The sequence below is a fragment of the Paenibacillus elgii NBRC 100335 genome, from assembly GCF_004000865.1.
Lineage (GTDB): Bacteria > Bacillota > Bacilli > Paenibacillales > NBRC-103111 > Paenibacillus_G > Paenibacillus_G elgii.
Genome location: NZ_BIMB01000071.1, coordinates 1 through 19943, shown reverse-complemented (window position 1 = coordinate 19943; position 19943 = coordinate 1). Strand labels below are relative to the sequence as shown.

At 55.6% G+C, this 19943-nt stretch carries 20 protein-coding genes and 1 pseudogene; 6 read left to right on the top strand and 15 right to left on the bottom strand.

What is annotated here, in order from left to right; all coding sequences use genetic code 11:
* Positions 1 to 639, top strand: a complete 639-nt coding sequence (locus PEL01S_RS31440; RefSeq protein ID WP_036675094.1) for a YigZ family protein — start codon at positions 1 to 3, stop codon at positions 637 to 639.
* Positions 640 to 692: 53 nt separating this feature from the next.
* Positions 693 to 1280, top strand: a complete 588-nt coding sequence (locus tag PEL01S_RS31435) for a TetR/AcrR family transcriptional regulator (protein ID WP_127463027.1) — start codon at positions 693 to 695, stop codon at positions 1278 to 1280.
* Between the two features lie 78 nt (positions 1281 to 1358).
* On the opposite strand, the gene PEL01S_RS31430 is transcribed toward PEL01S_RS31435, so the two are convergent.
* Positions 1359 to 1760: a secondary thiamine-phosphate synthase enzyme YjbQ gene (locus tag PEL01S_RS31430; protein ID WP_010494594.1), complete on the bottom strand. Its 402-nt coding sequence runs from the start codon at positions 1758 to 1760 to the stop codon at positions 1359 to 1361.
* Positions 1761 to 1886: 126 nt separating this feature from the next.
* Between PEL01S_RS31430 and PEL01S_RS31425 the strand changes: the two genes are divergently transcribed.
* Entirely contained in the window at positions 1887 to 2111 is a 225-nt protein-coding gene (locus tag PEL01S_RS31425; protein WP_063188532.1) for a DUF1128 domain-containing protein, read from the top strand.
* Between the two features lie 162 nt (positions 2112 to 2273).
* Positions 2274 to 2561, top strand: a complete 288-nt coding sequence (locus PEL01S_RS31420; protein WP_063188375.1) for a hypothetical protein — start codon at positions 2274 to 2276, stop codon at positions 2559 to 2561.
* A gap of 90 nt (positions 2562 to 2651) precedes the next feature.
* On the opposite strand, the gene cydS is transcribed toward PEL01S_RS31420, so the two are convergent.
* From cydS to PEL01S_RS31410, 3 genes are read right to left on the bottom strand one after another with little or no spacing between them, the layout of a single operon-like run.
* Positions 2652 to 2756, bottom strand: a complete 105-nt coding sequence (cydS, locus tag PEL01S_RS35780) for a cytochrome bd oxidase small subunit CydS family protein (RefSeq protein ID WP_010494598.1) — start codon at positions 2754 to 2756, stop codon at positions 2652 to 2654.
* A 6-nt stretch (positions 2757 to 2762) separates the two neighbouring features.
* Positions 2763 to 3782, bottom strand: a complete 1020-nt coding sequence (locus tag PEL01S_RS31415; protein WP_127463026.1) for a cytochrome d ubiquinol oxidase subunit II — start codon at positions 3780 to 3782, stop codon at positions 2763 to 2765.
* Positions 3779 to 5125, bottom strand: a complete 1347-nt coding sequence (locus tag PEL01S_RS31410) for a cytochrome ubiquinol oxidase subunit I (RefSeq protein ID WP_127463025.1) — start codon at positions 5123 to 5125, stop codon at positions 3779 to 3781. The genes PEL01S_RS31415 and PEL01S_RS31410 overlap by 4 nt, the downstream gene beginning before the upstream one ends.
* Positions 5126 to 5524: 399 nt before the next feature.
* On the opposite strand from PEL01S_RS31410, the gene PEL01S_RS31405 reads away from it, so the two are divergent.
* A complete protein-coding gene (locus PEL01S_RS31405) occupies positions 5525 to 7138 on the top strand; it encodes a sensor domain-containing diguanylate cyclase (RefSeq protein ID WP_127463024.1) in 1614 nt (537 codons plus the stop codon).
* Positions 7139 to 7195: 57 nt separating this feature from the next.
* Here the strand turns inward: PEL01S_RS31405 and PEL01S_RS31400 are convergent, their stop codons facing one another.
* The 9 genes and pseudogenes from PEL01S_RS31400 to PEL01S_RS31360 all read right to left on the bottom strand — a co-directional run bounded on the left by PEL01S_RS31400 (position 7196) and on the right by PEL01S_RS31360 (position 16122).
* A complete protein-coding gene (locus PEL01S_RS31400) occupies positions 7196 to 7762 on the bottom strand; it encodes a GNAT family N-acetyltransferase (RefSeq protein ID WP_127463023.1) in 567 nt (188 codons plus the stop codon).
* A gap of 33 nt (positions 7763 to 7795) precedes the next feature.
* Complete coding sequence (gene msrA / locus PEL01S_RS31395; protein WP_127463022.1) at positions 7796 to 8767, bottom strand: peptide-methionine (S)-S-oxide reductase MsrA; 972 nt, start codon at positions 8765 to 8767, stop codon at positions 7796 to 7798.
* Positions 8768 to 9279: 512 nt separating this feature from the next.
* Positions 9280 to 10359, bottom strand: coding sequence for a tartrate dehydrogenase (locus tag PEL01S_RS31390; RefSeq protein WP_204343581.1), 1080 nt, complete (start codon positions 10357 to 10359; stop codon positions 9280 to 9282).
* A gap of 34 nt (positions 10360 to 10393) precedes the next feature.
* Positions 10394 to 11830, bottom strand: coding sequence for an aldehyde dehydrogenase family protein (locus tag PEL01S_RS31385; RefSeq protein ID WP_127463020.1), 1437 nt, complete (start codon positions 11828 to 11830; stop codon positions 10394 to 10396).
* Between the two features lie 16 nt (positions 11831 to 11846).
* A complete protein-coding gene (locus PEL01S_RS31380; RefSeq protein WP_108530847.1) occupies positions 11847 to 12503 on the bottom strand; it encodes an ABC transporter permease in 657 nt (218 codons plus the stop codon).
* A 15-nt stretch (positions 12504 to 12518) separates the two neighbouring features.
* Positions 12519 to 13412 carry an osmoprotectant ABC transporter substrate-binding protein gene (locus PEL01S_RS31375; protein WP_174807038.1) on the bottom strand — a complete coding sequence of 298 codons (894 nt, stop codon included), beginning with the start codon at positions 13410 to 13412 and terminating at the stop codon, positions 12519 to 12521.
* Positions 13413 to 13434: 22 nt separating this feature from the next.
* The gene (locus PEL01S_RS31370; protein ID WP_127463018.1) at positions 13435 to 14076 is read right to left on the bottom strand and encodes an ABC transporter permease; all 642 of its coding nucleotides are present in this window, start codon (positions 14074 to 14076) and stop codon (positions 13435 to 13437) included.
* A gap of 71 nt (positions 14077 to 14147) precedes the next feature.
* Positions 14148 to 14900, bottom strand: a pseudogene (locus PEL01S_RS31365) (ABC transporter ATP-binding protein); the annotation flags it as partial.
* A 154-nt stretch (positions 14901 to 15054) separates the two neighbouring features.
* A complete protein-coding gene (locus PEL01S_RS31360) occupies positions 15055 to 16122 on the bottom strand; it encodes an aromatic ring-hydroxylating oxygenase subunit alpha (RefSeq protein ID WP_127463016.1) in 1068 nt (355 codons plus the stop codon).
* Positions 16123 to 16453: 331 nt separating this feature from the next.
* Here PEL01S_RS31360 and PEL01S_RS31355 point away from each other — a divergent pair, with 331 nt between their 5' ends.
* On the top strand, positions 16454 to 17836 hold the full coding sequence (locus PEL01S_RS31355) for a sigma-54 interaction domain-containing protein (RefSeq protein ID WP_127463015.1): 1383 nt from the start codon (positions 16454 to 16456) through the stop codon (positions 17834 to 17836).
* Positions 17837 to 17847: 11 nt separating this feature from the next.
* Here PEL01S_RS31355 and rpoN read toward each other — a convergent pair whose 3' ends face one another.
* Positions 17848 to 19149: an RNA polymerase factor sigma-54 gene (gene rpoN, locus PEL01S_RS31350; protein ID WP_127463014.1), complete on the bottom strand. Its 1302-nt coding sequence runs from the start codon at positions 19147 to 19149 to the stop codon at positions 17848 to 17850.
* Positions 19150 to 19243: 94 nt separating this feature from the next.
* Positions 19244 to 19747 (bottom strand): DUF2179 domain-containing protein, encoded by a 504-nt coding sequence (locus PEL01S_RS31345; protein ID WP_010494623.1) that lies wholly within the window; start codon positions 19745 to 19747, stop codon positions 19244 to 19246.
* Positions 19748 to 19943 lie beyond the last annotated feature (196 nt).

The following is a 19943-nucleotide window of genomic DNA, read 5'->3' as shown; positions in this document are numbered from 1 at the left end:
ATGTTAACGCGGTACAGAACGGTTAAGCGATTCGGCTCGGCGGAGATCGTCATTAAGAAATCCCGGTTTATCGGGTTTGCGAAGCCGGTCGAGACCGAGGAAGAAGCCGTTGCATTCATTGAGAGCATCAAGAAGGAGCATTGGTCCGCCACGCATAACTGCTCGGCTTACATGATCGGAGAACGCGATGAGATTCAGAAAGCGTCCGACGATGGGGAGCCGAGCGGGACGGCGGGGAAGCCGATCCTCGAAGTGATCAAAAATCAAGGCCTGAAAAACGTCGTCGTCGTCGTGACCCGTTATTTCGGGGGCATTATGCTGGGAGCGGGCGGTTTGATTCGCGCCTATACCGACGGGGCGGTCACCGGGCTTGCCGCGGCGGAGCAGGTGTACAAGGTGCTCCACCGGGAAGTGCTGGTGGAAGTCGATTATACGTGGCTCGGCAAGGTAGAGAACGAGCTGCGGAACCGCGGCATGATGATGGGCGAGACCGTTTTCACCGACAAGGTGACGCTGAGCTGCTTGCCTTTAGTTGAGGAAGCGGATACATTTGCCGCATGGATGACAGATTTGACCCAGGGTCAAGGAACGATCATCCACGGAGAAGAACGTTACGTAGAGCATGCCGAGCTTCCGTGAAGCGGAAGCCGGCGGCTTTTAGTATAAATCACGCATAGAAATGAGGGAGGCACTTGGCAAGAAAAGCAGTTGCACAAGAACTAAGCCGGACGCGCATTTTGGAAGAAGCGCGGCAGCTTTTTATCGAACACGGTTATCACGCTTTAACCATGCGAAGCATCGCAAAGTCGATGGGTTACAGCCACGGAGCATTGTATTACCATTTCAGCGAAAAAGCGGAGCTGTTCTATGCGCTGGTCAACGAAGATTTCAAAATGCTGCTGGAGCGCCAAAAAGACATGCTAAACCGGTCCCGTCTCGGGGATATCGGACAGCTGGAGAAGCTGATGCATGAGTTCATCCGCTTCGGGCTGGACAATCCGCATCATTACGAGATTATGTTCATGATCAAAGATCCGGAACTGCTGCGGTACTCCCGGGAAGAGCAATCGCAATGCCTCGATCTGTTCGCCGCGGTTGTCCGGTCCGTCGTCTCCCGTCAGCCGGGGAACGAGAAGAAAATGTACAGCTTGCCCTGGAGCTTGTTTATGTCTATGCACGGCTTCATCTCGTATAACATTCATTACAACCAAGCGTATCAGGATGTTCGAAAGCTGGCAGAGCAGCACGTCAAATATTTGTGCGAAGGACTGCAGGGGTAACACGTTACCGAATAGGTAAATTTTTTTCACCCTTATGCTTCATTACACTAATGCGTTGTCGCTTCCTCGCTTTATTCTTTACCCCCGAATGAATTTTACAAGGCAAGAGCGCTCGCGGGGCCCGTCAAATTCGCAGAAGTAAATGCCCTGCCAGCGGCCCAGCACCAATCGCGAGCCGGCCACAAGCACGGTTTGGGAGGACCCCGTCGTTATCGCCTTCAGATGCGAGGCGGTGTTCCCCTCGGCATGACGGTACTTCGGATGCGTCCAAGGGTATACTTCATCGAGCCGCATCAGCACGTCGTGGCGGACATCGGGATCCGCATTTTCTTGAATGGTAATGCCGGCCGTCGTATGGGGACAATAAATGACGGCAAGTCCCTCTTCCAGCTGTTCCTGCTTCAACAGATCGTGTATCAAACGGGTAATTTCGATCATTTCGTCGCGCTGCTTCGTATGCAAATGGAGCGTGTGAATCATGACAAAGCCTCCTTCGGTTTTTGTTCGGGGATGCAGGTCCGTCCCCATTATATTACACCGGGCATGCCCCTACAAAACATGGTACAATGAAAGGGAGAACGAAAGGCGTACGAAAGGGTGACCCCGGTGGATTTAACGACGAACACGTTTGAAAACACGGAATTTATGATTGAAGAAATTAAGAAAAAGCTGCGGATGGCTTCCGGTGCCGCGTTGAAGGCTTCCCAACTCAATGACGAGCAGTACGAAGAGCTGCGCGACATTTATGAGATGGTGGCCGGGAAGAATCAATTCAGCATCAGCGAAATCGAAGCGATTACAACGGAGCTTGGCCGTCTGCGCCGAGGCTAACGGAGCGGCGGCACCTGCAAACGCAGGACAGGACGATGGCACATCTTGCCTGGACGGCGGGGCATTTATACAAGCATCCCCGGTGTCCATCCCGTAGTATATAGCGTTCTACCTAATCTATAAGGGCCACGGCCCGACGCTACTATTCGGAGGTGTGCGCATATGCCAAATGTCAGCAAGCAGGATGTCGCCAAACTGGTAGGCAAGAAGATTTATGCGGTCAAGAAAGACGGGACGGTCGTAGAAGGCAAGCTGGTGCGTATTAATGGTAATCAATTGATGGTTTCCACCCGCAATGGCAAGCAGGTGAAGACGTCCGCGATTCTCCCGCTCGTTCTGTTCGATCTTCTCGCCATCGGAACGTCTCCATTCGCCTTCGGCGGATTTGGCGGCTTTGGCCCGTTCGGGTTTGGCGGCGGTCCGTTTGGATTTGGCGGTGGTTTCTGGTAAGACGTCCGCAGAAGAGGTGCGGTCCATGTGAAAAATCCCGTTCTGTGCGGTTATCCGCTGCAGGACGGGATTTTTGACTTGTTTCGGGGGCTATTTAAACCCTTTGTCTTGAGCTTTGCCGCTCCAGATGAACATGAACGCAAGCGAGGCCGCCACAATAAGGGGCGGGAGGTACATGATCATGAAATGCTCCATGGATCTTCATCCTTTCTTCTGGCCTTGAACATACCCCGCATCGAACAGGAAGAGCCGCAGCAGCAGCCACATCGACGGGATCAGCACGAGCAAGCCGGCGATAAAAGCGACGACGAGCGTAAGAGCCATCGTTTCGTTCGTGAAGCCGCCGTAGATGTTAATGTACGGGTATAACACATAAGGCAGATGCGCCGCTCCGTACCCGTAGAATGCGAAAGCAAATTGCAGCATGACCAAGACGAACGCCCATCCGTAATTTCGGCGCTTCCAGACGAAATAGACGGCAATCAGGAAGCACAGGAAGGAAGCGGTAAACATCCAGTACAGATCGAGCATGTTCTCAAAATGCCGCGGATTCTGGGTTCGGATGCCCAGGAACACCAGAAAGCTCGACAGGATGGTCGGGCCGCTCCAGAGCAGGGCGTAGCCGCGCACGACCTCCAGCGCATTCCCGTCTCTTGCTTTCGCCGCGTAGTACGTCAGGAACATCGCGGAGATGTACAGCACGCTGACGATGGCCAGCAGCACGACGCTCCACGAATAGGGACTTGCGAGCAGTTTGGGCCACAGAAACAGCACTTCGCCGCCGCGCTCTTCGATGAAGCCGCCTTCCGAGATGGTCAGCACCGTCGAGAGCGAAGCGGGGATCAGCAGCCCCGTCGCTCCGTACAGCAGCATGTACCCGCGGTTTTCTTTGCTGCCGTAGGTGCTGAACGCATAGTACGAGCCGCGCAGGGCGAGCAGAATGACCGCCACACTGCCCGGGATCAGCAGTGCCGTGCCGTAGTAATACGCCGTGTGCGGGAAGAAGCCGACAATTCCGACGACGAAGAAGATCAGGAATACGTTCGTGACTTCCCATACCGGGGACAGGTAGCGTTGAATGATCTTATGAATTTTATTTTGTTGCCCGGTGATGACGCTGTAGTAGCTGAAAAACCCTGCGCCGAAATCGATGGAAGCGACGATGAGATAGCCGTACAGAAACGTCCACAGGACGGTAATGCCAAGCAACTCGTAGCTCATGGACGGCGGCCTCCTTTCTCGATGCCGAGCATGATCATTTCCTCGAAGACGTCATGCTTGCGGAACAGCTTGCCGAGCACGCGTACGACCGTGAAGCCGAGCAGGAGATACAGGAAACAGAACAGGACAAGCATCATATCGACATGGTCCGACGTGGTGGCCGCATCGGATACTTTCATGAAGCCGCGGAGTATCCAGGGCTGTCGGCCCAGCTCCGCGAAAAACCAGCCAACCTCGATCGTCAGCATCGCGAGCGGGCCCGCGACGACAATCATGCGCAGCAGCCAGCGCGGCGCTTCCAAGGTTCGGCTGAGTCTGCGCCGGAATAAGTACAGAAGTCCGACGAGCACCAGAAACATGCCGCTGGCGATTTTGAGATTGAACAGGTAGTGAATCACGAGCGGCGGCCATTCGTCCTTCGGAAAATCGTTCAGGCCGATGACTTTGCCTCCCGGGTCGTTATGCGCGAGCACGCTGAGCATATACGGAATGGAGATGCCGTATTTGACTTCGTTGTTTTCGTCCAAGGCTCCGCCAAGAATGAGCGGCGCATGCGTCTCCGTCTCGAAATGCCATTCGGCCGCAGCAAGCTTCTCCGGCTGATACTTGGCCAGAAACTTGCCGGACAAGTCGCCGATTGCTGCGGTGCTGATCGCAAACACGAATGCGGCGGTCATCGTCAGCTTCAGCGCTTTTTTGTGATAGACGTGATCTTTGCCGCGCAGCAGCTGCCAGGCGGCGATAGCGGCCAGAATCAAGGCGCACGTCGTGTAAGACGAAGCGAGCACGTGGGATACTTTCGTCGGCGTCGCCGGATTGAACATCGCAACCAGCGGCTGCAGGTTCTTGATGACGCCATTCTCCAAGGTAAACCCGCGCGGTGTATTCATAAATGCGTTAAGCGTCGTGATGAAGAAGGCGGAAGCGGACGACCCGATCACGATCGGGATCATCAGCAGCAGGTGGGTTGTCTTCTTTTTGAACCGATCCCATGTATACAGGTAGATGCCGAGGAAAATCGCTTCGATAAAAAAGGCGAATGTCTCCAAAAACAACGGCAGCGCAATCGCCTGCCCGGCGATCTTCATAAAGCTTGGCCACAGCAGACTGAGCTGGAGGCCGATGGCGGTCCCCGTGACGACGCCTACGGCGACCGTGATGACGAAGCCGCGCGTCCAGCGGCGGGCTAGCAGCAAGTAGTGCGGATCGTTTGTCCGGATGCCGCGCCATTCGGCGAGCGCGATCATGACCGGAACGCCGACGCCAATCGTAGCGAAGATGATGTGGAACGACAGCGTCAGTTCGGTTAGCATTCGACTGAAAAATACCGGATCGTATTGCATAAGACGTCATCTCCTTCAGGCGTAGCCGGATTGATTTAAGCAAACAATCTCCTGAAAAAAGCAAGCAGCATGACGAACCCGACGATGAACATAAGGATCATCAGACGCTTTTCATGCTTTTTGTAAGGCTCCAACGGATCATCACCTCTCCCAAGAAACATGAACCATAGGTTGCTTGGTTCAATCTTACCCCATTACATGTGATTTTTTTCACACAATTATGGTGAACTGTTGAAGAAAGTATGGCAACTTGATGAAGGAAGGGGCGGAAATGTGGCGGGGCAAATGGGAGGGCGGAGGGCAATCTCCGACATCGATTGACGGCTTGGATTCTTTTTAGTCTAGGCCAGGCGGCGAAAAGGATTATGACGAATGATGTCGAATTATGGGGGAAGTTACTTGGGAATTGAGGAGGCGAATGCCATTTCCAGGCTGTGCGGGATTGACGTTACGAAAAAGAAGAAGATCAGTCTTGCTAAGCTTTTAATAGGGCTGGTTTCCCTTTCCGTCGCGCTTACTTTGACGATTCTGCTTCTGGCGTCCTATCATTCCAATAAGCAGTCGTTATTCGAAACGAGATTCGCCTTGAACCACTCGGCTGCGGCCAAAATGAGCCAGTCCATCGATTCCTTATTCAAATCGATGCGGGCCGGATTGAAATACACCGGCGCCTATATTTCGGTAAATCATCTATCGAATGAGCAGGAGCTGCAAAAGCAGCTTGAAATGCTGCGGCTCAGCGGCAATTTTTTCAACTCCATCGCCGTCGTAGATGAAACGGGTCTCGTCCGCAGCGTAGCTCCGTCTTCTGTCGGCACGGTGGGGCAGCACATCACCGCGGAAGCTGCCAAAGAAGCGCTGGCATCAAGAAAGCCGTATATGTCCAAGCCCTACACCTCGTCTACCGGGCGTCGCATCGTTTTTATGAGCGAACCGCTGTACGACAAAGACGGAGTATATCGGGGGTTTATCGGAGGCAGCCTTTATTTGCAGGAAAACAATATATTGAATACGATGTTTGGCAAGCATAACATCGATGGCGACGGATCGTACTTTTACATCGTGAGCTCCAGTGGTCATTTATTGTACCATCCGGACAAATCCCGGATCGGGGCCGATAACAGTGCAAATCCCGTCGTACAAAAGGTACTTCGGGGCGAAAGCGGGTATGACCAGGCGCCCAACTCCCGAGGAATCATCTTTTTGGCCGGTTATTCTCCCGTTCCGGAAAACGGCTGGGGCGTCATCGTGCAATCTCCCATCAGCGTCGTATACGAGGAATTGGACAGTTATATCCGAACGATCCTCGTCTATACTCTGGCACCGTTTATCGTATTGATGATCACCGCCATATGGCTTGCCCGGCGCTTGGCCCGTCCGTTCGTATCCCTGGCTAACCTGGCCGGTAAATTGGGGAGAGGCGAAAAAATCGTTCTTCCGGACATCAAGCATCATTGGAACCGGGAAGCCGACTTATTGACCCAGACGATAACGCTGGCATTAAGCGATTTGCAGAAACAGACCGATCAATTGACGCATGCCGCCATGACCGATTCTTTAACGGGGTTAACGAATCGAAGAACGTTTGAATCCATCATGTCGCAATGGACGGAAAAGCAGCAGCCTTTCGCCCTTATCATGATGGATATCGACCGTTTCAAGTCGATCAACGATACCTACGGTCATCAGGCGGGCGACGAAGTATTGAAGCATTTGGCCCGCATCCTCACTTCGTCCGTGCGTTCCAATGACGTATGCTGCCGCTATGGCGGAGAAGAATTCGTCCTGCTTCTTCCGTTTACGACCGTGCCGGATGCCTGGATCACGGCGGAACGGGTTCGTATAACATTTGAAACACGGGAGAATCCCCTTGGAATCCCGCTGACGGTCTCACTGGGCATCGCTCACTACCCATCCCATGCCGAATCCACCGAAATGTTGTTTCAACGAGCCGACCATGCTTTGTATCAAGCCAAGGAAGCAGGGAAGAACAGGACGATCATAGCCGATTAGAAAACGGAGCGCTCCCACGGTTTGAATCGTGGAAGCGCTCCGTTTTCTTAAAAGAGTTTATCGTCGGCTGCCGTCCGGGCTCTGTGCGCCCCATTCGTCCGCAAGCAGGCTGTACACGGCCAAATCGATGTAGCGGTCGTACAGCTTCTGACCGTCGCGGGCGACGCCTTCCAGCGTAAAGCCGAGCCGCTCGGGAATGGCGCGGCTTTTGGTATTCCCGGTTCCCGCCATAATCTCGACCCGGTGCAGCTTCAGCTCTACGAATGCGTAATCGATCATTGCACGGCAGGCACGGGTCATGATCCCCCGGCCCTGAGCGGAGGCGGCCAGCCAATAGCCGATGGCCGTCTTGCGGTTCAGCCAGTTGAGCGAATGATGGTCGATCACTCCGCAAAGCTTTCCCTCCGCAACAATGCCCGCGGTAATCCCTTCGCCCTTGGCCCACTTGTGCCGGGCGGATTCGATGAATCCGCGGCTGTCCTCCTCTGTCTGCGTCATGTCGATCCAGGGCATCCATTCCCGCAGATAGGCGCGGTTATCATCCGTCAGCCGGAACAGCTCTCCGGCATCCCCCGGTTCAAGCAGCTTCAGTTCCAATTGCGAATCAATGCGGTATTTAAACAAGGTTGCAGCTCCTCTCAATGGCCTTTGGCAGGGTTATTTTTCCTGCTCAAACAAAGACAGGAACTCTCCGTAGCCTTCCTTCTCCAGCTCGGCCTTCGGAATAAAGCGGAGCGACGCGGAGTTGATGCAGTAGCGCAATCCGCCTTGATCTTTGGGGCCGTCCGGAAAAACATGGCCCAGGTGCGAGTCGGCTTTGCGGCTGCGGACCTCTGTACGGATCATGCCGTGGGTGTAGTCGGGTTTTTCCTGCACAAGGGCCGGTACGACGGGCTTCGTGAAGCTCGGCCAGCCGCAGCCGGAGTCGAACTTGTCCAAGGAGCTGAACAACGGCTCGCCCGAGACGATATCGACGTAGAGCCCATCTTCCTTATGATCCCAGAATTCGTTGCGGAACGGAGGCTCGGTGCCATTCATTTGCGTTATTTCCCACTGCATCGGCGTCAGCTTGTCTTTCAGCTTCGCTTTGTCAGCTGGCGTATTCCAATGGCGCTTGATGAAATCGTCGCGTCCCGACGCCTTGCGGTACGAGTTGTAGCGCATCGGATTGGTTTTATAGAAATCCTGATGGTAGTCCTCCGCAGGGTAGAAAACGGAGGCGGGAAGGATCGGCGTTACAATCGGACGGTCGAAGCGGCCGCTGGCATCAAGCTCCCGCTTGGACGCTTCCGCTTTCTGCTTCTGCTCCTCCGTATGGTAGAAGATGGCCGTCTGGTAAGACTCCCCCCGGTCGTGGAACTGTCCACCCGCGTCTGTCGGGTCGATCTGCTGCCAGAACAGTTGAAGCAAATCTTCATAAGGGAAGACGGCCGGCTCGAACGTAATTTGCACGGCTTCCAAATGTCCGGTCGTTTCGGAGCATACTTCCTGATACGTCGGATTTTCCTTATGACCGCCCGTATACCCGGATTCGATCTTAACGATGCCGGGCAGCTCGTCGAACGGCTTGACCATGCACCAGAAGCAGCCACCGGCAAACGTGGCCAGCTCGGTCGGTTGTTGACTCATCGGATTCACCTCTTGGATAAAGTTGGGCAGCTATGGTAATGTCATTTCGTATATACCATTATACTGCACGCGGGCAAGGGGGCCAAATCGCAGGGAGAGGCGGGCGGCTGTGGAATGGATTGAGGCTTAGGCAAATAGTGGGAGAGGCGGACGCTGCGGGACCGGTTTCCGTGGACATAAAAAAGCGGCCCGTTTGGACCGCCTAGAACTTGTTAAGAAACCGTTTCGCGTCGAAATTAGTTGTAGGGATATTTCTGGAATTTATCCTCGGAGTCAAATAGAGGAAGCACGATGCGTTAAATGGAGCATTCGAAGCGGCTACGGGGTATAGCGGAACTGCAATCATTTAACCGTGTCGAAAAATGTTCATATTCCCCAAAATGAGGGCGTTAGCGCACTACAGATTCTCAATTTCGTACAGATAGGCAAATCCGCATCCAATAGCGCACTTGCAGTTCCGCTAATGCAGCGATCGGACAAGCTGAGGCCGATTTTGTCCGGCCTCGGTCGGGTTATTTCGCCGCTACTGACGCAGCCAGCGTGGAAATAACCCGGTCGCCAACCTCCGAGGTGGAGGCGGTGCCGCCCATATCCGGCGTCAGCGCCACACGCTCGACCATTACCTGCTCTACGGCTTGCAGCACGGCTTTGCCCCAGCGCTCCTGACCGAGAAAATCGAGCAGCTGGCAGGCCGACCAAACGGCCGCAAGCGGATTCGCGATTCCGCGTCCGGCGATGTCGGGCGCCGACCCGTGGATCGGCTCGAACATCGACGGATACGTGCGATCGGGGTTCACATTCGCGCCTGCGGCCAGGCCGAGCCCGCCGGCGATAGCCGCTCCGAGGTCGGTCAGAATATCGCCGAACAGGTTCGACGTGACGACGACCTCGAATCGCTGCGGCTGCTTGATCATGAACATCGCCGCGGCGTCGACCAGATACGAGTACGTTTTGACGTCGGGGTATTCCCGGCCGACCTCTTCGAATACTTGGTCCCAGAACACCATCGAATAGTTCAAGGCGTTGCCTTTGCTGACGCTGGTCAGCGATTTGTTCAACCGGCGGGCGGTTTCGTAGGCGTACCGGATAATGCGCTCCGTCCCTTTGCGCGAGAACACGCCGGTTTGCAGAACGACTTCCTCCGGCTTGCCTTTGAACAGCCAGTCTCCGGCGCCCGCGTATTCGCCCTCGCTGTTCTCACGGATAACGAGCATGTCGATGTCTGCTTTGGAGGCGTCTTTGAGCGGGCAAGGGGCTCCGTCCAGCAGTTGAATCGGACGGATGTTGACGTATTGATCGAATTCCTTGCGGATGCGCAGCAGCAGGCCCCACAGCGAAATATGGTCCGGAACGCCGGGATAGCCGACCGCACCCAAATAAATGGCGTCGAACGAACGCAGCTTCTCCATGCCGTCGTCGTCCATCATTTTGCCGTGCTTCGCGTAATATTCGCAGCCCCAAGGAAAGGTGACGAACTCGAAGCGAAAGGAGCCGTCGAGCTCCGCTGCCCGGTTCAGCACCTTGACGCCTTCGGCGATCACTTCGGGACCGATCCCGTCGCCGGGTATCACCGCAATCCGATACGTTTTCATGATAATGATCCCATCCCTTCCTCTTCGTCCGCGGCTATTCGTCCAGATTGACGACGACGGTTACGGTTTCGAGCATTTCCTCGATAGCGTAGGCTGGGCCTTCCCGTCCGATGCCGCTTTCCTTGACCCCGCCGTACGGCATTTGGTCCGCGCGGAAGCAGCAGGTATCGTTGATGATAACGCCGCCCACTTCGAGCAGGTGCGGAATTTGATAAGACAAGGAGAGGCTGCTTGTGTAAATGCCTGCTTGCAGCCCGTACTTGGAGTCGTTGACCAGACGGATCGCTTCCTCGATCGTATCGAATGTCGTTACCGTGACGACGGGAGCGAACACTTCTTCGTCGACGACCTTCATGCCTTTGGAGGCGTTCGTGATGACGGTCGGTTGGAACAGACTGCCTTGGCGCGTTCCCCCGGTTAAGACGTTGGCGCCTTCCCGCACCGCTTCGTTGACCCACGCCTCGATGCGCTGCGCTTCCTTCTCACTGATCATCGGCCCGACATCCGTAGCGGGATCGAGCGGGTCGCCGACCTTGAGCTTCTCCACATGGCCGAGAAAAGCCTTCATGAACGGCTGCGCCACGTCCTTATGGACAAAAATGCGCTGCACGGAGATGCAGATTTGCCCGGCATGGGCGAATGCCATCTTGGCCAGCCGTTCGGCGGCCTTTGCTACATTGCCGTCCTCGTGGACGATGGTTGCCGAGTTGGAGCCGAGCTCCAGCGTCGCTTTTCGCAGGCCGATCGTCTGCTTGATATGCTTGCCGACGCCGGGGGAGCCGGTGAACGTGTAGTACGTAATCCGCTGATCGTGCAGGAGCTGCTCGCCGACCGTGGAGCCGTCGCCGACAACGCATTGGACGTACCCGGCAGGCACACCCGCCTGTTCTAGCAGCTCGCACAGCTTGAGCGCAACCGCTGCGGTATCGGAAGCGGGCTTGATCACGATCGGGTTACCCGCAGCCAGCGCCGGGGCGACCTTGTGCGACACCAGATTGAGCGGGAAGTTGAACGGCGTAATCGCGCAGACGATGCCGACCGGCTTCTTGATCGTATAGATGAAGCGATTGCCGACACCGGGCGTCGCCTGCGTCGGGACGATGTCGCCCTTCAGATGCTTCGCTTCCTCGGCAGCGAGCAGGAACGTGTTGGCCGAGCGGATGACCTCCACCTTGGCGTCTGTAATCGGCTTGCCGCCTTCCTGCGCGATGATCCGGGCGATCTCGTCCGCTTGCTCCCGCAGCAGAACGGATACTTTGGAGAGCACGGTATAGCGGTATTCCGGCGTAAACGGCACCTCGCGAAAGGCGCGCTCCGCCGACTCGACGGCCAAGGAGACCTCGCGCTCGCCGGCCTTGCAGACCTGCGAGAACAGCTCGCCCGTATATTTATTGTAGATGGGGTGGACGTTTTCCGTTTCCACCCATTGTCCTCCGATAAACAGCTTTTGTTTTGCGATTGCCGTTTGCATAGCGAACCCCCGTTCGTTAGTGTGATTTGGCTTTGTGCAGGTTGCAGCCCGTTTTTTTCTCAATCCACCGCAGCAGGAAATCGATGCTGACGGCGAGCAGCGCCGCGGGGATGGAACCGGCCAGAACTTTGACGTCGTCGGTCGTCGCGATACCGCGGTAGATCATCTCGCCGAGACCGCCCGCGCCGACGAAGGTGGCGATCGTTGCGACTCCGATAGAGATCACGGTTGCGACCCGGAATCCGGCCATCATGACCGGCATCGCCAGCGGGAACTTCACTTTGACGAGCAGCTGCAGGTCGGTCATGCCCATTCCTTTGCCGGCCTCGATCAGGTGCGGGTCCACATTGCGCAGTCCTTCGTACGTATTCTGAATAATCGGCAGAAACGAATAGCAGATCAGCGCGATGATGGCGGTCGTATAGCCGAGACCGAAAAAGATCATGACGATAAGCAGCAGCGCGATCGAAGGGATGGTCTGCACCATGTTGACGAGTACTTGAATCGTTTGGGCGATTTTGCGGTTGCGCGTCATAAAGACGGCAAGCGGGACGCCGATGGCGGCCGCCAGCAGCACGCCGCTCAGGCTCATATACAGATGCTCCAGCGTCAGCTTCAGGAGCTTATCCCAGTCTCTTGTCATCATCTCGAAGACGCCGGCGAACGTTTGCATGAGGCTTCACGCTCCTTACGATTTCAGTAATCCTTTTTGCTTCAGGAAGTCCTTCGCGATTTGCTCCGGCTCCGCCTTTTTCACATCGGCCTGATAGTTGAGCTCGGTCATCGTTTTCGTATCAATCTGTCCCGCGAGCTTGTCCATGATTTCCTTGATTTCGGGATGCTTCTTCAGCGTATCGTTGCGGACGACGGGGGAGGCCTGATACGGCGGGAAAAACTTCTTGTCGTCCTCCAGCGTTTTCAGATTGTATTCCTTGAGCCGCGCATCAGTCGAGTACGCGAGCACGATGTCCACGTCTTTGTTGCTGACGGCTTTGTAGACGAGTCCGATCTCCATCGGGGATGTTTTGCCGAATTCGAGGCCGTACGCCTTCTTGAAGGCCGGGTAGCCGTCAAGCGTCCGCTCCAGCCAGGCGTTGTCGGTGCCCAGACGCATCTCTTTGGCGTGGGAAGCGACATCGGATACTTTGTTCAGCTTCCATTGGTCGGCCAAATCCTGCCTCACGGTGAATACGTACGTGTTCTCAAAGCCATAGGAGGGGAACCATGTTTGATCGAATTTCTCCTGAATGCCTTTCTGCACCATGGCGAGGGCCGCGGCGCTGTCCGCAGGCAATTCCTTCAAGCCAAGCGTACCTGTGAGGTCCGTACCGACGTAGCGGACGGCCGAAATCTGGATTTCGTTGCTTTTCATCGCATTGACGATAACCGGCGTGGAGCCGAGCCCCGTCACGATTTCCGCCTGCAGCTTCCGGTCCTCCATCATGAGCTTGATCATATTCGCAATGATCATCTGCTCGGAGGTCGATTGCGAGCCGATTTTGATCGTTTCTTTGGAAGAACAGCCTGCAAACAGCCCGGCCGTTAACGTCAGCGCCAGCAAAAGCCCCATCGTCTTTTTCATGATGAATCCCCCCATATGAGTTTTAAGGCTTGCGCAACCCTTTGGGCGTACACAGGTGTTGGAAACGTTTGGTAATAAAATCCGCGAGCACGGCGAGAATGGCGGCCGACACGGCGCCGGCAATGAGCATGTCCTGATTGGAGTTCGTAAGCCCGGTGAACACCAGGTACCCGATTCCGCCTCCGCCGATCAGCGAAGCGAGCGTCGCCCAGCTGATCGTGTAAATCGCGGCTGTTCGGAAGCCTCCCATAATAACGGAGATGGCGAGCGGAAGCTCGACTTGGAACAAAATTTGCAGGTCGGTCATGCCCATGCCTCTTGCGGCTTCTTTGGTAGCCGGATTGACTTCCCGGATACCCGTATACGTGTTCTGGAGCATCGGCAGGATCGAATAGAGGAATAGCGCCATAATGGCGGGAAACGTGCCGATGCCGACGAGCGGAATCATGAAGCCGAGCAGCGCAAGGCTCGGAATGGTCTGAATGACGTTCACGACGCCGATGACGTAATGGCTTGCTTTCTCCTTGCGAGTCAGCAGGATACCGAGCGGTACGGCCACGAGAAAACCGGCGCCTACCGCTATCGCGGAAATATACAGGTGCTGCCAGATGACCGCCAAAATATCGGCGTATCGCTCGGCAACAAAGGCGAGAAACTCGTTCATGCTTGCCGTCCCCCTTTTTTTTGTCAGGACATTCCTGGCTGAAACTGGATGACGTCGTGGCTCGGTTGCGGCGGAAGATTGGTGTTTTGAATCGGCGTTTTTAACCGCTTCGGGCCGATGAAATCGGTTACAAAATCACTGGCAGGACGGTGCAAAATGTCGGCGGGCTCTCCGAGCTGCACGACTACGCCGCCCTGCATCAGACAGATGCGGTCCGCGATCTTGAGCGCCTCGTCCATATCATGGGTGACGAAGACGATCGTCTTGTGGATCGCTTTTTGCAGCCGGACGAATTCGTCCTGCAACTGCTCGCGGCTGATCGGATCGAGCGCGCTGAACGGCTCGTCCATCAGGATGATCGGCGGATCGGCCGCCAAGGCCCGGATGACGCCGACCCGCTGCTGCTGGCCGCCGCTGAGCTGGGCCGGGTAGCGGTTCTTGTACACCTTCGGGTCCAGTCCGACCATGTCGAGCAATTCGTCGACCTTCTTCTCGTAGGCGGCGGGGTCCATCTTTTTCAGCTTCGGGACGAGCGCCACGTTTTGTCCGATCGTCATGTGCGGGAATAAGCCGATCTGCTGGATGACGTAGCCGATGCCGCGCCGGAGCTCGACCGGGTCCTGCCTGGAGATATCCTGGCCGTTAATCTCGATCGTGCCGGAGGACGGCTCGATGAGCCGGTTAATCATTTTCATGGTTGTCGTTTTGCCGCAGCCGCTTGGACCGATCATGACGAACAATTCGCCGCCGTGTATTTTAAGGTCCAGCTGCTTGATGATCTGATGGCCGTTGTACGTCTTGGACACGTTTTTGAAAGCAATCATTCGATGTCTCTCCCTCCTCAAAGTTTTGCGGAGCAAAACTGCTTCGTAAGCATAGGCTTCGTTTTGCGGAGCAAAACTGCATCGTAAGCATAGGCTTCGTTTTGCGAAGCAAAATTACTTCGTAAGCATGGGCTAAGTTTTGCGAACTCTCCTCTTACAGGTCCAAAGCTTCCCGCACCAGCTGCGCAAAGTGATGCACGCCATGCTCCGTCGGGGAGCAGATGCCTTGACTGAACGCGCGGGACTTGAAGCCGATCTGCTCCAGCTCGACAATCTCCACATCTTCCTTGCGCACTTGATCGGTGAAGGCGAGCAGCTCCTTTTGCTTCTCCGTCGGCTCGTCGCCTTCAAGAAATACGGTGTACACGCCAAGCGTCGTCTCGTGGTCGACCGGGAACATCTGGATCGCAGACAGGTTGCCCGGCCCCGGATAGACGGTGTACATTACGTTCGGCCATATCCAATAGAAGCGGCCTTCCTTCACTTCGGCGTCGTCGTAATCGCTGCGGCTTTGCTTGACCGACGAGCCTTGAATGTTGCAGTACGGACCGTTGATGATGTTGTATTTGCTCATGTCCAGCGTCGCTACGAAGCTGGGGTGGGCAATGGGACAATGATCGCACTCCAGGAAATTGTCGATGAACGCCTTCCAGTTGCATTTGATGATCCGCTGCTTCACCTCGTGCTTCTTCAGCTTGCCGAGAAACCCGAACTGCCCGATGTCTTCGAAAAAGTCGGCGTAGGTTTCGGCCAGCGGCGCAGCGTTCTCGTCCAGATTGACGAAGATGAGCGAGGCTTGCGTCTCCACCCGCACGGACTTCAAGCAGTGAGCCCCGCTGCAGAAATCGTCCGACTCTTTAAAGTTCGGGGCCTTATGAAGCTGACCGTTCAATTGGAACGTCCAGCCGTGGTAGGAGCACTGCAAAATCTTTTTATGTCCGGCCGCTTCCTTCTCCAGCTTCGTGGCCCGGTGCGGACAGACGTTGTAGAAGGCGCGCAGCGTGCCGTCCTGATCGCGGACGACGATAATCGGCTCGCCCGCGGCCTCGCAGGTGAAGTAATCGCCGGGCTTGGCCACCTGACTCGTATGTCCGACGTAATTCCATGCCTTCGAAAATATTTTTTCTTTCTCCAGCTCCAAAATGCGGGGGTCCGTGTATAAGTAATAAGGCAGCGTAGGCAAAGCGTTCGTGTGGGAAACCGTCGTTTTCTGCAATGTCATGTCAGATAGCCCCTTTCGATTGTCCGCGATTTTGTGCCGCGGCATCTGGCCTTGGCGGAACTTGCATGCGCCTCCAAGATAGCGCTTTCAAAATGGCGGTGATATAATATACCCGTACCGCCTTCAGCGATCGCCGTCTTTAGTCTAAGCCGCCGTCGGCGTTTCGCTTTCGCTTATAGATATAGCAAGTTCCGTGCCAACCGCAAAAAAGCCCGGGAATAGGGGGAATCCTGCTGTCCCTCGTGAGAACTGCCGTAATTTTGAGTCGTTTTTGACTCAAATGAGTTATTTTCGACTCATTAAAATCGAATCGAATGGAGGAGAACACCGAATGTCAAACCCGACGCAGCCCATCGAACCGATTCAGATCAGCCATGACACGCTGCAAAAAATATTGGACAACTCTTCGGATGAAATCTTCGTCGTCGACGGCAGCCAGCGCATCGTCTATGTCAATCATGCCTGTGAGCGGCATTACGGACTCAAGCCGGCCGAGGTGATCGGCCGCAATACGATGGAGCTGTTCGAGGAAGGGTATTGGACGCCTTCCATTATTCCTCCCGTATTCGAGCGGAAGAAGACGGTCACGATGAAGCAAACGACATACCTCGGCGGCGAACTGATTACGACGGCGGTGCCGATTCTGAACCAGGCGGGCGACATCGAGCTGGTCGTCATCAATTCCAAGGAGCTGCAAAATTACAAGAGTTTAGAAATCAAGGACGCTCAGACGGGACAGCCCGCCGATCCGGATGCGCCGGAAGCGAACTTAATCACGAACAGCGAGAAGATGGAGAGCGTCATTAAATTTTGCAAAAAGATCGCAAGCGTCGATTCGACCGTGCTGATTCAAGGCGAATCCGGTACGGGCAAGAGCGTCCTTGCAAAATATATTCATAAAATGAGCCGCCGCAAAAAAGGCCCGCTCCTCACGATCAACTGCGCGGCGATTCCAGAAGAGCTGCTCGAATCGGAGCTGTTCGGCTATGCGCAGGGCGCGTTCACCGGTGCAAGCAAAACCGGAAAGGTCGGCCTGATCGAATCGGCGGACAACGGTACGCTGTTTCTCGACGAGGTCGGGGAAATCTCGCCGAAAATCCAGGCGAAGCTGCTGCAGGTGATCCAAGACCATGAGTTCATTCCGGTTGGCGGCCGGGAAACGAAAAAGGTGGACATCCGCATCATTGCGGCCACGAACCGGAACTTGTACGACATGGTGCAAAACCGGCAGTTCCGGGAAGATTTGTATTACCGGCTCAACGTGATCGATATCAAAATTCCGCCGCTGCGCGAACGTACGAAGGACATTATTCCGCTGACGTATTATTTTCTGCACAAGTTCAACAAGCAATACGGTGTCAATCAGCTGATTTCGCAAGCGACACTGGACATTTTCTCCGCTTACTCCTGGCCGGGCAATCTAAGGCAGCTGGAAAATCTGATCGAGAAGCTGGTCGTCACGACCGATTCCGTCATTGAAGCGTCGGACTTGCCGGAGCACATGCTCCAGCATACGAAGGCCAGAACGCCGTCCGCTTCGCTGCCTGCGGCGCTGGACGATGCGCTGGCGGAGGTCGAAAAGCAGCTTGTCACGGCCGCGTACCAGAAGCTGGGGAGCACGCGCAGAGTGGCCGAGCATTTGCAGATCAGCCAAACGAAGGCCGCCCGCCTGATCCGCAAGTACGGCGGCTCCTCAGGCGAGCCGCCGTACTAATTGCGATCCGGTCATGCCTGCGTTCGCAGCCGGGAGGACAAGAGGTGCATCTCCTCCCGGTATTTCATCACCGTCCGCCGCGAAATCCGAATCCCTTCCTGCACGAGCAGATCGGTAATCTTCTGGTCGGACAGCGGGTTACGTTTATCCTCCTGCTCGATCAGCAGCTTGATCTTCGCCTTGACGCTTGCGGCCGATGCCGTGTCGCCTTCCTCCGTCTGCAGCCCCGTCGAGAAAAAATAGCTCAGCTCGAAAAATCCCTGCGGCGTCTGCACGACCTTGTGCTGCACGGCGCGGCTCACCGTCGACTCGTGAAGCTCCAGCTTTTCCGCTACCGCCTTCAAGTTCATGGGCTTCAGCCGGTCGATGCCTTCTGTAAAAAACGCCGCCTGCTCCGAGACGATGCACTCAACGACGCGGTAGAGCGTCCGTTTCCGCTGCTCCACGCTGCGGATTAGCCATTGCGCGGCCTGCTCGTGCTGGCGCAAGTAGCTTTTCGTATCTTTACACATGCTGTCGGCAAGCATTTGCCGATAGGACGTGTTCAGCGAGAGACGCGGCAAATGAGCCTCGCTCATCCGGATCACGAGCTGCCCCCGCACGCATTCGATGTAAGCGTCCGGTTCGACATAGGCGGCCTGCGTACTGCCGTACAGCAGGCCCGGACGGGGATGCAGGCTGCGGACATATGCGAGCGCTTGCATAACGTCGTCCAGCGGAATGCCGAGCTTATCCGCAATGGTCTTGTGCCGTCCGGCGCCGAGATCGGCCAGATGGCGGCTGACGAGCGGCTCCGCCCATGGATGCGCGCCGGGGTCTCTGCGAATTTGCAGCAGCAGGCACTCCTGCAAATTTCGCGCCCCGATGCCTGCCGGGGCAGCGTCTTGCAGTTTGTAAAGCGCTTCCAAAACCTCGTCGGCCGAGACACCGAATACTTCGCCCGCTTCTTCCGGCGAGATCGTGACATAACCGTTTTCGTTCAAATTGCCTGCCAAATAACATGCGATCCGGTGTGTCGGCTCGGGCAGCCCGATCAGGCGAAGCTCGCCGAGCAGCATTTGCTCCAGTGTCGGAGCCTGCCCGCCGATGTTGTTCAGCGCATGGTCCTGCCGCGCCGTATCGGACCCGGCGGTCCGTCTTCGCGACGGGGGGAGCCACTCGATGTCGAGGACCGGATTTTCCACCGCTTGCTCCTGCAAATATTCCGATAATTCCGTGGCAGACAGCTGTAACAGTTGAATGGATTGTCTAAGCTGCGGTGTCAAATGAACCTTCAACGTCTGCACTTGGGTTAGAGAGGGACGCAATGACATTCGGATCACCCGCTTTGTAAATAAATTCGTATGTGTGATCTATTATACAGCACCTGCGGGTGAAAGTTTTACCGTATTTTTTTCCCTTTTTTCCTTATTCGAGTTTTTTGGCCCAATACCCGCCGGAAAACTGCATCGGCTCATACGAAAACAGGAACGCCTTCGGATCGAGCTCCAGGACCGTCCGCCGCAGCGCGCCGTATTCTTTACGCTTGGCGACGATCAGATACAGGCTGCGCATACCCTGCGCCCCTTCGCCCGCCCAGACGGTGACGCCGTAGCCCTTGGCCCGCAGCGGCGGCGCCAAATCGCGGCCATATTCCGAGACGACCTGCAGCGCGATGTAGCCGAGCGCGATTTTTTGCTCGATATACATGCCGAGCAGAATGCCCGCGCCGAAGCTGACGCTGTATACGATCAGCCCGAGTGAAGACTCCGTGTAATTCAGCACCAGCGACAACCCGGAAATATAGATGAAAATTTCGAGCGTGCTGATGGCGGAAGCCAAGTATTTTTTTCCTTTGATCATCAGGACGACACGGAAGGAGTTGAGCGCGACATAAGCAATCTGAACGACGGCCATCAGCACATAAATCATGAGAATCCCTTCTTTCACATAGTTGTTCAACCGGATTCAAGCAAGAACGGTGCCAATGAACCCGGAACGGGGTGTCAGGCCAAGGGATGGAGGGGCCGTTTATTAGTTTGTCCAGAGGATGCTTGTAACATGGGTTAACATGGAGGGAAAGGAGCAATATGGTTGGAAAGTAAAAAAGATGGGCTCGCCCCAATGC